General features: G+C 65.7%; 15 protein-coding genes. 11 read left to right on the top strand and 4 right to left on the bottom strand.

Annotated elements, in window-relative coordinates:
- The first annotated feature begins 27 nt into the window (after positions 1-27).
- From purS to A5724_RS01445, 8 genes are all read left to right on the top strand, one after another.
- Entirely contained in the window at positions 28-267 is a 240-nt protein-coding gene (purS, locus tag A5724_RS01480) for a phosphoribosylformylglycinamidine synthase subunit PurS (protein WP_067795662.1), read from the top strand.
- A complete protein-coding gene (gene purQ / locus A5724_RS01475) occupies positions 264-938 on the top strand; it encodes a phosphoribosylformylglycinamidine synthase subunit PurQ (protein WP_067795054.1) in 675 nt (224 codons plus the stop codon). The genes purS and purQ overlap by 4 nt, the downstream gene beginning before the upstream one ends.
- A gap of 101 nt (positions 939-1,039) precedes the next feature.
- Positions 1,040-1,324 (top strand): type VII secretion target, encoded by a 285-nt coding sequence (locus A5724_RS01470; RefSeq protein ID WP_082964812.1) that lies wholly within the window; start codon positions 1,040-1,042, stop codon positions 1,322-1,324.
- Between the two features lie 132 nt (positions 1,325-1,456).
- Positions 1,457-2,674, top strand: coding sequence for a hypothetical protein (locus A5724_RS01465; protein WP_232004662.1), 1,218 nt, complete (start codon positions 1,457-1,459; stop codon positions 2,672-2,674).
- Positions 2,675-2,739: 65 nt separating this feature from the next.
- Positions 2,740-3,414, top strand: coding sequence for a hypothetical protein (locus A5724_RS01460; RefSeq protein ID WP_156752081.1), 675 nt, complete (start codon positions 2,740-2,742; stop codon positions 3,412-3,414).
- Positions 3,411-4,133: a hypothetical protein gene (locus A5724_RS01455; RefSeq protein ID WP_067795041.1), complete on the top strand. Its 723-nt coding sequence runs from the start codon at positions 3,411-3,413 to the stop codon at positions 4,131-4,133. Before A5724_RS01460 ends, A5724_RS01455 begins: the two co-directional genes overlap by 4 nt.
- Positions 4,134-4,177: 44 nt before the next feature.
- Complete coding sequence (locus A5724_RS01450) at positions 4,178-5,743, top strand: phage tail sheath subtilisin-like domain-containing protein (protein WP_067795037.1); 1,566 nt, start codon at positions 4,178-4,180, stop codon at positions 5,741-5,743.
- A complete protein-coding gene (locus A5724_RS01445) occupies positions 5,740-6,336 on the top strand; it encodes a hypothetical protein (protein ID WP_067795034.1) in 597 nt (198 codons plus the stop codon). Before A5724_RS01450 ends, A5724_RS01445 begins: the two co-directional genes overlap by 4 nt.
- 6 nt (positions 6,337-6,342) lie before the next feature.
- On the opposite strand, the gene A5724_RS01440 is transcribed toward A5724_RS01445, so the two are convergent.
- On the bottom strand, positions 6,343-7,140 hold the full coding sequence (locus A5724_RS01440; RefSeq protein WP_067795031.1) for a family 1 encapsulin nanocompartment shell protein: 798 nt from the start codon (positions 7,138-7,140) through the stop codon (positions 6,343-6,345).
- Positions 7,137-8,162: a Dyp-type peroxidase gene (locus A5724_RS01435; RefSeq protein WP_067795027.1), complete on the bottom strand. Its 1,026-nt coding sequence runs from the start codon at positions 8,160-8,162 to the stop codon at positions 7,137-7,139. The genes A5724_RS01440 and A5724_RS01435 overlap by 4 nt, the downstream gene beginning before the upstream one ends.
- 43 nt (positions 8,163-8,205) lie before the next feature.
- Here A5724_RS01435 and A5724_RS01430 point away from each other — a divergent pair, with 43 nt between their 5' ends.
- The gene (locus tag A5724_RS01430) at positions 8,206-9,462 is read left to right on the top strand and encodes a M18 family aminopeptidase (protein WP_067795024.1); all 1,257 of its coding nucleotides are present in this window, start codon (positions 8,206-8,208) and stop codon (positions 9,460-9,462) included.
- 14 nt (positions 9,463-9,476) lie between these two features.
- Positions 9,477-9,827 (top strand): VOC family protein, encoded by a 351-nt coding sequence (locus A5724_RS01425; protein ID WP_067795021.1) that lies wholly within the window; start codon positions 9,477-9,479, stop codon positions 9,825-9,827.
- Between the two features lie 139 nt (positions 9,828-9,966).
- Here A5724_RS01425 and A5724_RS01420 read toward each other — a convergent pair whose 3' ends face one another.
- Together A5724_RS01420 and A5724_RS01415 are read right to left on the bottom strand one after the other, a co-directional pair.
- Positions 9,967-10,197 (bottom strand): hypothetical protein, encoded by a 231-nt coding sequence (locus A5724_RS01420; RefSeq protein WP_067795018.1) that lies wholly within the window; start codon positions 10,195-10,197, stop codon positions 9,967-9,969.
- 36 nt (positions 10,198-10,233) lie between these two features.
- On the bottom strand, positions 10,234-12,045 hold the full coding sequence (locus A5724_RS01415) for a thiamine pyrophosphate-requiring protein (protein ID WP_067795015.1): 1,812 nt from the start codon (positions 12,043-12,045) through the stop codon (positions 10,234-10,236).
- Positions 12,046-12,150: 105 nt separating this feature from the next.
- On the opposite strand from A5724_RS01415, the gene purL reads away from it, so the two are divergent.
- The gene (gene purL, locus A5724_RS01410; RefSeq protein WP_067795012.1) at positions 12,151-14,469 is read left to right on the top strand and encodes a phosphoribosylformylglycinamidine synthase subunit PurL; all 2,319 of its coding nucleotides are present in this window, start codon (positions 12,151-12,153) and stop codon (positions 14,467-14,469) included.

Below are 14,469 nucleotides of genomic sequence, written 5' to 3'. Positions count from 1 at the left end.
GGTGTTGCCGCCGGTAGAGTGTTCGCCGTGGCAAGGGTGGTTGTGCAGGTGATGCCCAAGGCGGAGATCCTCGACCCGCAGGGGCAGGCGATCGTCGGGGCGCTGGGACGGCTCGGCTTCGGCGGTGTCTCGGATGTGCGGCAGGGCAAGCGATTTGAGCTCGAGGTCGACGACAGCATCGACGACGACACCCTGGCCGAGATTGCCGAATCGCTTCTGGCGAACACGGTGATCGAGGATTTCAGCGTCAGCAGGGAGCCATCATGACCGCACGTGTGGGCGTGATCACATTTCCGGGGACGTTGGACGACGTCGACGCGGCCAGGGCGGTCAAGCTGGCCGGGGCCGAGGCGGTCAGCCTGTGGCACGCCGACGGGGACCTCAAGGGGGTCGACGCGGTGGTGGTGCCCGGCGGCTTCTCGTACGGGGACTACTTGCGTTGCGGCGCGATCGCGAAGTTCGCCCCGGTGATGGGCGAGGTGGTCCGCGGCGCTGAGCAGGGATTGCCAGTGTTGGGGATCTGCAACGGTTTTCAGGTGCTGTGTGAGGCCGGCCTGCTGCCTGGAGCGCTGACGCGTAACGCGGGCTTGCACTTTGTCTGCCGTGATCTGTGGCTGGAGGTCGTGTCGAATACGACGGCGTGGACGTCGCGCTACGACGTCGGCGCCGACATTCTGGTGCCGTTGAAATCGGGCGAGGGCCGCTACGTGGCCAGCGAGAAGGTGCTCGACGAGTTGGAGGGCGAAGGGCGGGTGGTGTTCCGCTACCGCGACAACCCCAACGGCTCCATGCGCGACATCGCCGGTATCAGCTCGGCCAACGGTCGCGTCGTCGGCCTGATGCCGCATCCCGAGCACGCCACCGAGGCGTTGACCGGGCCGTCCGACGACGGGCTCGGCTTGTTCTACTCGGCCCTCGACCAGGTGCTCGCGGCGTAGCTCGCGCGACGGCGAGCGTGCGGAAATTCGTGCGCGGAGAGGTGTCCGGCAGGCCTTAGGGTCGAGACAACTGATTGCGTACTGAAATTCCAGGAGTGATCGTGCTCGTCGATCCAGAGGTGCTGCGCGCGTTTGCCGCGCAGGTTGATTCGGCCGCCACCGCCATTCGCGATAGCGACGTCGGGCACAGAGCGACGACCGCGGCTGATGGAATTCCGGGGTCGACCACGCAATGGGCGATGCGCGTTGTCGGCGAGCACATCTCTCAGAAGGCGAACGACATCGCCAAGAACGTGACCGACATGGGCGCCGCAGTCCGGGGGGCCGGCGACAGATATCAGGTCGAGGACGACAATCTCGCCCGTGCGTTCGACGGATTGTTCTGACCGGTGCTGCCGACGCGTTCCCGCCTGCAGGGGTGGAATCCTGAGTCGCTGTTACCGGCCTCATCGGGGGTGAGCGCCGCGGGGTACTCGGTGTACACGGCCATGCGCAATCTCGATGACGGCTGCGACCGGATGCCGGAGGCCCGCGCATGGGACGGCCCGGCGCACAAGGCCGCGACTGCGATGTTCATCCGTGCGACGGATACCGCGTCCCAGTTCAGCGACTACACCGAAGCGGTCGCCGGCGGCCTGTCGAAGGGCGTCGGGGCGATCGGCGGTGCCAGAACCGCGTTGTTGCATCACGCGGACGAAGTCGACCGCGGCGAACTGTCCGTTACGGACATGTGGGTGGTGCTCATCAAGCCGGCACGCTTGTCGGCCGAGAAGTCGGCCATTCTTCAGGCTCGGGCGAAGGCTGAGCAGGCGGAGATCAACCGTCTACTGGTCGCGCTCGGCGATGCCGACAGCGGAACCGCAGCCCAAATACACGCTATAGCAGATACTTTCGGATCTTCTTTGCCCGGTCCGAGTGATCCACGCAGTCTGGACCCCAACTCGGGATTCGCGCAGCCGGCGGACCAGGTCCCCAACCCGATGACGCTCAATGGCCTGATCCAACAAGGCATCGTGCGCGACAACGACATGGCCCAGACCGTGCGGGAAACCAAAGAGTGGGTCACTGAAGACGGCCAGGTGCGCAGGACGTTGACGATGATGGATGGCAGTAGACACGAGATATACGAATGGAACGAATTTCTGCCCTGCGTCGAAGACACGTACTACGACAAGAACGGCAAAGAGGTGTCGAGCACGTTCTCTCAGGACAAGACGAACTACGACGGGACCAAGCTCACGTCGATCAAATTCGCCGACGGCACGGAGGTCACCATGACGCTCACTGCTGACGGTAAGTGCACCGGTGGCGTGACGGCCGCGGATGGACGTCACGGAGTGTTGCCCGACGAATTCTTCACCCATCCGGTGCTGACGACCGTCGGCGGTGCGTTCACCGGACTGGAGGGACAGGCCAAACGCGGAATCCCTATGCTCTCACCGCAATCCGTCGAGAGCCTTAGCAAGGTGGGGAAGTACGGCGGCCCGACTCTGGGTGTGGCGACCGCGCTCTATGACACTGTGACGGCGAAGACCTTCCAGGACGCTTGCGTCGCTGCCATCTCAGGCGGTGCCGGTGTCGCGGGCGGCGCCGCAACCGGGAGTTTGGCGGCAGCCGGCATCACTGCGCTAGGTAACCCAGAGTTGGCTCCCGCGTTCGCGATGGGGGGAGACATTCTCGGCGGCTGGACATTCGGCTACGTCGGCGGCATCATCGGCAATATTGTGTGCCGTTGATGAAACGATCGACCGCGATACTCGCGTGGCTATTCATGGGCTGTATCGGAACTATTGCTGCGTGCTTGACGGTGCGCAGTGTGGTCCGCGGTGAGTACCCGTCGGCCCTCGCGGCGCTCGGTGGCAGCGTGTTCTGCTACGGCTTGATCACGCCGCTGGCGAAGGTTGTCCGAGGCAAGCAGACCCCACGCGTGAACGTCGATGATGACGGAACCACCTTTCGGCCAGACCCCGGAATCGACATACCCGTCCAGGTGTCGCTCATTGGCGGCGTCGTAGCTGGCGGACTTGTCGCGGTGCTCGTGCCGCTCGGGAAGCTGGACATCCCAATTCCATCTGGGCTGCGTTACGCGATTCCGTTCATGGCCGCGCTGATCGTGGTGATCGGTGCACCGATGTTGTGGCGGAACATAAGTCGCGGCGGCACCACGAAGTATCTGCGGCTAAGCACGCAAGGTTTCGAGTTGTCAGAAGGATTGCGATCGGCGTCCGGTGACTGGGCGCAGGTCGAGGAAATCAGTGATCAGGTTCCTACGCAACAGGCACGATCAGCGGGCGACGCTGTCGTGTTCGTCATGTCCGACAAAAGCGCGCACACCATCGCAGCAGGCGCGATGACACCAGATGGTTCTGCAGTACGGGAGTTGGTCCGGTTCTACTGGAAGAACCCGGAATCGCGTGGTGAACTCACCGACGGTCGCGCACTCGAGCGACTCATCGCGCTCATTGGGGCGCGGTGACCATCGCCACCGCATTCTTGTGGATCGTCCTCGGCCCTTTCGGTCTTGTCTGTCTCGCGTGGGGGTTCATCTTCGTCACGCGTGCGGAGTTTCTGTCGGCTGTCGTGGCACTGGGGTTCGCGGTCTTCAGTCTGTGCTTCCTAGTGATGCTGGCGATCGTCGCGTCGCGCAAGGTGAAACCGCGAGTTCAGCTCGCCGATGGCGGAACCATGATTCGCCCGGACCGAAGACTAGACCGCCTTCTGATGGCTGCGACGTTCGGGGCCTTCGGTGCGATGGCGTGCTATGCCATTTTCGCTCCACTCGACATGATCGCCATCCGCGCACCGCGCGGCGATGAGAGGTACTTCGTGTTGGCCTGTGCTGCGGCAGTTCTGGTGGGTGTCTTCAGCCTGCGGCAGATAATCAGGCGACGTGGGACGAGCTATGTCCACCTCACTGTCGATGGTCTCGAGCTCGGAAACACCATGTCGTCGGCAGACCGGTCATGGGACGAAGTGACAGACGTTACGGACAGACCACAGACCGCGCGCAAATCGGCCCGGGCCACCTACATCACGACCGCAGACGGACGAACCCGAGAGCTTCCCACCGACTGGTACACCCCAAACGGCTCCGCGTTGCGGGAGTTGATCCTGTTCTATTGGACACATCCCGAACACCGCGACGAGCTGGCCGACGGCCGAGCTCGCACGCGGCTCACTCAGATGCAGCTCTGACAGAACGCCTGCGAATCTCGGCGCAGGCGACGAATATCAGTCAGATGCCGGACGAAGTCTCCCACCCGGGTGTCTTTATCGAGGAGTTCCCAGCAGGGCACCCCATCGCCGGTGTTGCGACGTCGATTACGGCCTTTCTCGGTCAGGCGAGGATGGGCCCCACGGACAAGCCGGTCAGCGTCTTCGATCTCACCGACTTCATCGACCAGTTCGGTCCCCTCGACCTGAACTACCCGATGGGTTTCGCGGTCCGCGACTTCTTCGCCAACGGCGGATCGCACGCGGTCATCGTTCGGCTCTACAAGAACCCACCCGCCGGCAAAGCGGCCGCCGTCCTCAAGGCGGGAACGGTCCACCCCGTCACGCTGGTCGCCGCCTCACCAGGAGATTGGGCGAACAGCCTTGAAGCTCAGGTCAAACATGACGGCGATGCTGCGGTGGCAACCGCCCTCGCGGTGGCGCCGGACGACCTGTTCAGCTTGCGCGTCAGGACCCGGCCGGGCGGAGCGCAGGAGAAGTTCCTCAACCTGACGGTCAAAGACAGTGCCCGGCGCGTCGACCGAGTGTTGGCGCGGGAGTCGGCATGGGTGCGGATCGCGGATCCCGACGCATTGGTCGAGCGGCCCGACGAATCGCTCGACGACACCGGCACCGCGGCATGGGATCACGTGCAGCCCAACGACGTCGGGCACCCCGGCGCGCCTCTGGACCTCGCCGCCTATGCCGGCGATCGAGCGGCACGAACCGGCAAGCATCAGCTCGCGCACGTCGACCTCGTCAACCTCGTTTGCGTGTCGGCCAATACCCTCGACAACTCGGTGCCGCCGCCGGTGTACCGGGACATCCTCGACTACTGCGTCGAACGTCGTGCGTTCCTCCTCGTCGACGCGCCGGCCGACTGGATCCGCGCCGACCTGACCGATCGGCTCTCCGAATTCGAATCCACCGAAACGGCCGCACGCAATGCCGCGATCTTCTATCCGCGGCTGCTGCAAAAGAATCCATTGCGGGGCAGCCAGATCGAGCCGTTCGCCGCATGCGGCGCAGTAGCTGGAGTGATCGCGCGCACCGACGCAGCCCGCGGCGTCTGGAAGGCCCCGGCAGGCACCGACGCCTCACTTGCCGGTGTGGTGGGGCTGTCCGAGAATCTTTCCGACGCCCAGGCAGGCCCGCTGAATCAGCACGGCATCAACGTGATTCGCACCTTCCCGACGGTCGGCCCGGTGGTGTGGGGAGCACGCACCATGCGCGGCGCCGACCTCCACGCCGACGAATTCAAATACATTGCCGTTCGGCGCACCGCGTTGTTCATCGAGGAAAGCCTGCAACGCGCGCTGCAATGGGTGGTGCTCGAACCCAACGACGAATCACTCTGGGCGCAGATCCGGCTCACGGTCAGCGCGTTCATGCACAACCTGTTCCGGCAGGGTGCGTTTCAGGGCGTGGTGCCGAACGTCGCCTATTTCGTCAACTGCGGCAGGCAAACCACGACAGACGACGAAATCGAGAACGGCGTCGTCAACGTCGTCGTCGGTTTCGCCCCACTCAAGCCCTCCGAATTTGTCATCCTGCAGTTGCAGCTGATCGCAGGGCAGAAGGGGCCGCCATGATCATCCTGACCGACACCGTCAACACGTGGGGCTACTCGGCCACCGTCCACTACTCCCACGCCGCGCACACGGTCGTCGCTCAGTCGACGCTGGCGCTGCACACCGAGTTCAACGCCAATATCGCGCCGAACCCGATATTCCGCAGCTACTCGCTGCTGCGACGGGCGGTGGTCGGCGGGTCGACGGTCACCGTGAACGGACCTTCCCTGGTTGCGACAGGTATCACCGAACTGCATGTCGAGCTGATCTCCGACAACGGTGCGGCGGTGGCCGTGGTGAACCAGTTCGACACCACCGGCGCTTTCACCGGCCCACCCGAAGAGCCCACCACCGTGCGAACGGTCTCCTTCCATCGGCCCTCGAACGGCACCACCGCCTACGCCCACACGACGAAGGTCTACGCCGGTGGCCGCGACATCGGAGAACAGGAAGCCGTCGACACGGCGATCGCAGGGGCGCGAGCGCACGGCCTCGATCCGGCGGATCTGGTCATGAAGGTCACGACGGACGCGGTACGGGCCACCCGCCCGCAGCGGCTCGATCTGCAGACGAACGAACTGGTCGACGAACTCGACGCCCACTCGGCGCTGTAGGAAACGCTACGGCGTCAGCGCGACCGAGGCCTCGGCGGTGTAGCAGAGGAACGTCAGCGTCTCCTCCAGGTACAGCTCGACGTTGTCGGCGGTGTGCGAGGAGTATCCGATCGACACGTCGGTGCCCAGCTGCAGATCGAAATCACCGCCGCGCGTCGACAGCACGAACGCGCCGTCGATCGCAGGTGCCCAGATGATGTCGCCGTCGACGAGCCGGTTGAGGTGCTCGCGGATCGGATAGCCGTGTTCGGTCGTCTCGCTGACCTTGGTGTACACCTCGGCCGACAGCAGCACCGAATATGGGCCGTCGACGCCCGCCAGACGTAGCTCCGACAGCGCCTGTGCGATCGCGTCAGGAATCTCGTTGGCGTTCTGCGGAAGCGCCAGCGCGGTGTTCGAGCTGCAGGCCCGGATGCCGTCGATGGACGCCGCCGCATACCCTTCGAAAATCGCCCGATCCTCGACGAAAGCCAACTTCTTGGCGGCGTCCTTGACCGGATCCCAATCCGAGTCCTGCGAACCCCGCTCGACGTCGTCGATCGCGATGCGCGACACCGTGAACGGCACCCGCAGTCGTACCAGCGGCTTGGCCTCCCGCAGATGCGCCACCACGCCGTCGCCCGGCGACGCGACGTCGAGCAGGTGGCCGGTGCTGATGCCCGCGGTCACCGGGCCACCCGGCCCGCTGACGTCCACCACCCGTCGACCGGCGATGTGTCGCTTGAACGTTCGCGTGGCCTCTTCTTCGATCTGTTCCCACGCGCCATCGGTGATCGGAGCCAGCTCGCGATACAGGTTGTTCATTGACGGGTTCCTTTCAGGCTGCCGATCGCCAGCGACCCGTTGGTGGCGACGGGCACAACAGTGACTTCTGGTTGCTCTTCTGGCTCCGAATCCGGAAGCGGTGGTGGGTCATTGAGAAAATCGACGATCGGCGTGAAGAACTTGCCGCCCGTGACGGCGGTCGAGAACTCGAGGATGTGATCGCTGTTTCCCGGCGGATCACCGATGAACATGTTGCGCAGCATCCGTTCGGTCACCGCGGCGGTACGTGAATAGCCGATGAAATAGGTGCCGTACTCGCCCTTGCCGATCTCGCCGAACGGCATGTTGTGCCTGACGATCTTGAGTTCGTTGCCGTCCTCGTCCTCGATGACGTTCAGCGCGATGTGCGAGTTGGCCGGCTTCACATCGTCGTCCATCTCGATGTCCTCGAGCTTGCTGCGGCCGATCACCAGTTCCTGCTCGGTGACCGACAGCGCATCCCACGCCGACATGTCGTGCAGGTACTTCTGCACGTGGACGTAGCAGCCGCCCGCGAAATCGGCATCCTCGTCGCCGATCTCGGTGGCCGACACCGCAAGCGGCCCGTCCGGGTTTTCGGTGCCGTCGACGAACCCGAGCAGATCGCGGTTGTCGAAAAAGCGGAAACCATGCGTCTCGTCGACGACCGTCACCGCGCCCAGCGCCTTGACAATCCGACCCGCCAACTCGAAGCACATGTCCATCGAGTTCGCCCTGATGTGGAACAGCAGATCGCCGGGCGTCGCGGGAGCCCTGTGGCGGCCGCCGTCCAGTTCGATGAATCGGGTCAGCTCTGCAGGCCGCGGACCGGAGAACAGCCGGTCCCACGCGTCGGAGCCGATGGAGGTGATCACCGACAACTTCTTGTCCGGGTCGCGGAAGCCGACGGCGCGCACCAACCCCGCGATGTCGGGCAGCGCGTCGTGCACAGCGGCCTCGCCGCCTTCGTCGATGGTGACCACCAGGAAGATGGCGGCCGGTGTCAGCGGCGCCGTTACCGGTTGTGGCAGTGGCTCGGGCACCGTCTGACCTTATCGTCAAGATCATCGGCCATGATGGTTAACCATGTCGGCGAGTGCCAAGGGGCTGTGTGAGTTCATCGACGCGTCACCCTCGCCGTTCCACGTGTGTGCGACGGCCGCGCAGCGGCTGACCGACGCCGGGTTCACCGAGTTGTCCGAAGCCGACGCATGGCCCGCCTCGGGACGCTTCTTCACCGTGCGGGCAGGCTCGCTGGTCGCCTGGATCACCGGCGACGACGCCGCGACGCCGTTTCGCATCGTCGGCGCCCACACCGACAGCCCCAACCTTCGGGTCAAACAACATCCCGACCGGTTCGTCTCCGGCTGGCAGATCGTGGCGCTGCAGCCCTACGGCGGGGCGTGGCTGAACTCGTGGCTGGACCGCGACCTCGGCATCAGCGGTCGGCTGTCGATCCGGGTCGGCAACACGGTTGACCACTGGCTGGTCCGCATCGACGAGCCGATCCTGCGGGTGCCACAGCTGGCCATTCACCTGGCCGAGGACCGCAAGGCGGTGTCGCTGGATCCGCAGCGGCACGTCAACGCGGTATGGGGCGTTGGCACCGGCACCGGGTCGTTTCTCCGGTACGTCGCCGAGCACGCGGGCGTCCCGGAAGCCGACGTGCTCGGCTACGACCTGATGACACACGACCTCAACCCGTCGCGGCTGGTCGGCGCGAACCAGGAACTGGTCAGCGCGCCGCGGCTGGACAACCAGGCCACCTGCTACGCCGGACTCGAGGCGTTCCTCACCGCCAGCCCGGGCGAGGTCCTTCCGGTGCTCGCCCTCTTCGACCACGAAGAGGTCGGCTCCCAGTCGGACCACGGCGCGCAGTCTGAACTGCTGCCGACGGTGCTGGAGCGCATCACGCTGGCCGCAGGCGGTGTCCGCGAGGACTACCTGCGCAGGGTCTCGACGTCGATGGTGGCCTCCGGGGACATGGCGCACGCAACGCATCCGAACTACCCCGAGCGTCACGAGCCCGGGCATCTGATCGAGGTGAACGGTGGCCCGGTGCTCAAGGTGCAGCCGAACCTGCGCTACGCCACCGACGGCCGAACCGCCGCGGCGTTCGCGATGGCGTGCGCCCAGGCAGGCGTCCCGCTACAGCGTTATGAGCATCGGGCCGACCTGCCGTGCGGGTCGACGATCGGCCCGATGACGGCCGCGCGCACGGGCATTCCCACCGTCGACGTCGGTGCGCCGCAACTGGCCATGCACTCGGCGCGGGAACTGATGGGCGCCGCCGACGTCGCCGCCTACGCCGCGGCGCTCGGCGCCTTTTTGTCACCGGCCTGACCTAGGGTGGCGCCATGGCACTCTCCGTGGAATCCATCACGTTCGACACCACCGACCCTGACAGGGCAGCCCAATGGTGGGCGCAGGCCGCCGGCGGACAGTTGACCCCTTATGTCGCAGGCGAATACGTCGCCGTCGAACGCCAGCCGGGACCCAAGTTGCTGTTCCAGAAAGTCGCGGACCCGACGCCGGGGAAGAACAAGATCCACCTGGACTTCACCGCCGCCGATGTCGAGGCGGAAGTGAAGCGGCTGGTCGACCTCGGCGCCGAAGAGACCGGACGGCACAGCCTGGGCCCCGTCTCGTGGGTGGTGCTGGCCGACCCGGAGGGCAACGCGTTCTGTGTGACGTCGTCGGCTGACTGAGCGACCGGCCGGCAGTCGCACTCGGCGCCCGACAGATGATTCTGCAGGGCGCAGCAGACGCTGTTCGGCTTACCGCGGGGTTCGCCAGTGTCGCTCACGAGGCACTATCACCCGCCGTTTGCCGAGCGCAGACTGGCTATTACTTGATGCGCTGCGCGAGGAGGCGTTTGCCTTCTTCCGCACCCTTCTTGCTGTCAGCCTGTGCCTTCCGGAACAACTCGACCACCTCGTTGTCACCCTCGCGCTCGGCGTCGCCGATGTAGGTCTCGAGCCTCAGCGCGTTTTCCAGGCACTGCTCGGTGTACCAAAGCAGGTTGTAGTTCTTGTCCTTGGTGCCGGTCACCTGGCCGGTTTCGCTTGCGGTGCTCATACGTCACCTTCCTTCATCGAATGGCGTATTGAACGCCTACCCACCGCTTTTCGGAGACAAACCGACACGCGTGACCAGTTCGGCCGCCTTGTTCTTCGCGAGTTCGCCCACCACATGCCAGCCGTTCGGATCGCCCTTCAAGATCGCCTCAGCCATCGACTTCATCTCGTCGTAGGTGGCGTGCGGCGGGATGGGCGGCACCTCCGGATCCGTGCGCACGTCGAGCACGACGGGCTCACTCGCGGACAGCGCGTGGTCCCACGCCGCGCCGAGCTCGTCCGGGTCATCAACAGCGATCGCGGTCAGGCCCATCGCACGTGCCACGTCGGCGTAGGACACCTCGGGCAGTGCCTGCGACTCCTCGAACTTGGGTGCGCCGCCCATCGCCCGCAGCTCCCACGTGACGTGCGACAGGTCGTTGTTGTGGAAGACGCACACCACCAGCCGCGGATCCGACCACTGCTGGCAGTACCTGCGGACGGTGAGCAGTTCGGCCAGCCCGTTCATCTGCATCGCGCCGTCGCCCACCAGAGCGACCACCGGGCGGTCCGGGTGGGCGTACTTGGCGCCGATCGCGTACGGCACCGCCGGACCCATGGTGGCCAATGTCCCCGACAGCGAGCCCCGCATCCCCGGCCCGAACCGCAGGCACCTCGCGTACCAGTTGGTCGACGAACCGGAGTCGCCGGTCACGATCGCGTCGGCGGGCAGCCGGTTCGACAGCTCCCACACCACCCGCATCGGATTCACCGGCTTGGCCGACAGCATCACCTGGCGTTCAACGGTCTGCCACCAGCGCGCGACGTTACCCTCGACGGTGTCCCGCCAGGACCGCTCGGTCTTCCGGTTCAGCAACGGAACTAGTTCGGCCAGAGCGGTTTTCGCGTCCGCCACGATATTGACCTCGGTGGGGTATCGCATGCCGATGTTGGCGCCGTCGATGTCGATCTGCACGGCTCTTGCCTTGCCGTACTCGGGCAGGAACTGGCTGTAGGGGAAGTTGGAGCCGACGATCAGCAGCGTGTCGCAGTCGCGCATCAGCTCGTAGCTCGCCCTGGTTCCGAGCAGGCCGATCGCTCCCGTGACGTACGGCAGGTCATCGGTGAGCACGTCCTTGCCCAGCAGCGCCTTGGCAACGCCCGCGCCGGTGCGTTCGGCAACTTCGTGGATCTCGGTGGCCGCCCCGCGGGCGCCCTGCCCGACGAGGATGGCCACCCGCGAACCCGCGTTGAGGATGTCGGCCGCGAGCGAGATCGCGACGGGATCGGCGGAAGCCAGCGGTTCGACGTCGTGCGGACCGCTCGACGGCACCTGCTTGAACGCGTGCGCGGGCGGTTCGTACGGCTCCTCCTGCAGATCCGAGGGGATCACCACAGCGGTGGGCGCCCTGCGGGCGCGCGCGGTCCGGATCGCCCTGTCGATGGCGTTGGGCAGCTGGCTGGCGACGTTGACTTCCACCAGGTAGTCGCTGGCCACGTCCTTGAACAGGGTCTGCAGGTCGACTTCCTGCTGATAGCTGCCGCCCATCGCGCTGCGCGCCGTCTGACCGACGATGGCCACCACAGGGGTGTGGTCGAGCTTGGCGTCGTAGAGCCCGTTGAGTAGGTGAATCGCGCCGGGTCCCGACGTGGCGAGGCAGACGCCGACGTTGCCGGAGAACTTGGCATAACCAGTGGCCGCGAACGCCGCCATCTCCTCGTGGCGTGCCTGCACGAACCGCGGCCGGTTGTCGGCGTCGCCGAATGCGGCGACGATCCCGTTGATGCCGTCGCCCGGATAGCCGAAGACCTGCTCGACCCCCCATTCGCGCAGACGGGCAAGCAGGAAATCGGCAACGGTTTGACCCATGAGCGTCGCGATACCCGCGAGGATGAGGGTCAAACTAGGTTCGGCGGGCTAGGCCCACACCGGAGGTTGGGGAGAGCGAGCGACCGGGGGAACTAAACTGACCGCGTGACGTCGGAGCTCACGAACGCCTCAAGCACTTTAGACACTGTCGAACACGCCGCCGCCACTCCCGAGCACCCGCAGCCGTTCCGCGAACTCGGCCTCAAGGAGGACGAGTATCAGCGGATACGCGAAATCCTTGGCCGCAGGCCCACCGACGCCGAGCTGGCGATGTACTCGGTGATGTGGAGCGAGCATTGCTCGTACAAGTCGTCGAAGGTGCATCTGCGCTACTTCGGTGAGACCACCACCGAAAAGATGCGGGAGGTGATGCTCGCCGGCATCGGCGAGAACGCTGGTGTGGTCGACATCGGCGACGGCTGGGCGGCCACGTTCAAGGTGGAGTCGCACAACCATCCCTCCTACATCGAGCCGTATCAGGGCGCCGCCACCGGTGTCGGCGGCATCGTCCGCGACATCATGGCGATGGGCGCGCGACCGGTGGCTGTGATGGATCAACTGCGCTTCGGCGCCGCCGATGCACCCGACACCCGCCGGGTGGTCGACGGTGTGGTGCGTGGCATCGGCGGCTACGGAAACTCGCTGGGACTGCCCAACATCGGCGGTGAAACGGTGTTCGACGCCTCCTACGCGGGCAACCCATTGGTGAACGCGCTGTGCGTCGGCGTGCTGCGCAAGGAGGACCTGCACCTGGCGTTCGCGTCCGGTACCGGCAACAAGATCATCCTGTTCGGTGCGCGCACCGGTCTCGATGGCATCGGCGGTGTTTCGGTGCTGGCATCCGAAACCTTCGGCGGTGACGAGAGCGGTGCCCCGGGCCGCAAGAAGCTGCCGAGCGTTCAGGTGGGCGACCCCTTCATGGAGAAGGTGCTCATCGAATGCTGCCTCGAGCTGTATGCTGCCGACCTCGTCGTCGGCATCCAGGACCTCGGCGGCGCCGGATTGTCTTGTGCCACATCCGAACTCGCGTCGGCTGGCGACGGCGGAATGAAGATAGAACTCGACGCCGTGCCGCTGCGCGCCGCGAACATGACGCCCGCCGAGATCCTGTCCAGCGAGTCGCAGGAGCGGATGTGCGCGGTCGTCACCCCGGAAAACGTGGACAAGTTCATGGCCGTGTGCCGCAAGTGGGAGGTGCTGGCCACCGTCATCGGCGAGGTCACCGACGGCGATCGGCTCCAGATCACCTGGCACGGCGAGACGGTGGTCGACGTGCCACCGCGCACGGTCGCCCACGAGGGCCCGGTTTACGAACGGCCCGTGCGGCGTCCGGACAGCCAGGACGCGCTCAACGCCGACACCTCGGCCCATCTGCCCCGGCCCAAGACCGGCGAGGACCTGAAGGCCACTCTCCTTGCGCTGCTTGGCAGTCCGCACCTGTGCAGCCGGGCGTTCATCACCGAGCAGTACGACCGCTACGTGCGGGGCAACACCGTGCTCGCCGAACACGCCGACGGCGGCGTGTTGCGCGTCGACGAGACCACCGGTCGCGGCATCGCGGTGTCCACCGACGCGTCAGGCCGCTACACCCAACTCGACCCGTACACCGGCGCGCAACTCGCGCTGGCCGAGGCGTATCGCAACGTCGCGGTCACCGGAGCCAAGCCGGTCGCGGTGACCAACTGCCTCAACTTCGGTTCCCCCGAAGACCCGGCGGTGATGTGGCAGTTCAGCCGGGCCGTCCGCGGGTTGGCGGATGGTTGTGCAGCACTTGGCATTCCCGTCACGGGCGGTAACGTCAGCTTCTACAACCAGACCGGAACCACGCCGATCCTGCCGACGCCAGTGGTCGGGGTGCTCGGCGTGATCGACGACGTCAAGCGACGCATCCCGACGGGGCTGGGCACCGAACCCGGTGAGACCCTGCTCCTGCTCGGCGACACCCGCGACGAGTTCGACGGCTCGATCTGGGCGCAGGTCACCGCAGATCATCTCGGCGGTCTGCCACCGAAGGTCGACCTGGCCCGGGAAAAGCTGCTGGCCGAGGTGCTTGCCGCCGCGTCGCGCGACGGGCTGGTGTCCGCCGCGCACGACCTTTCCGAAGGCGGGCTGATGCAGACCGTCGTCGAGGCGGCGCTGGCTGGCGAAACCGGTTGTCGCATCGTGATTCCCGAAGGCTTCCAAGAAGGCACGGGCCCGTTCACGTTCCTGTTCAGCGAGTCCGCGGGCCGGGTGCTCGTTGCGGTGCCGCGCACCGAGGAGAGCCGGTTGCGTGCGATGTGCGAGGCACGCGGGCTGCCAGCGACGCGGATCGGTGTCGTCGACGAGGGCAGCGATTCGATCGAAGTCCAAGGCTTGTTCACGGTTTCGTTGGAGGACCTGCGCAGCACGTCGGAGGGCGTGCTCCCCGGGTTGTTCGGGTGA

The sequence above is a fragment of the Mycobacterium sp. ACS1612 genome (genome assembly GCF_001667505.1).
Classification (GTDB): Bacteria; Actinomycetota; Actinomycetes; order Mycobacteriales; family Mycobacteriaceae; genus Mycobacterium.
This window is presented reverse-complemented; position numbering and strand designations above follow the sequence as displayed.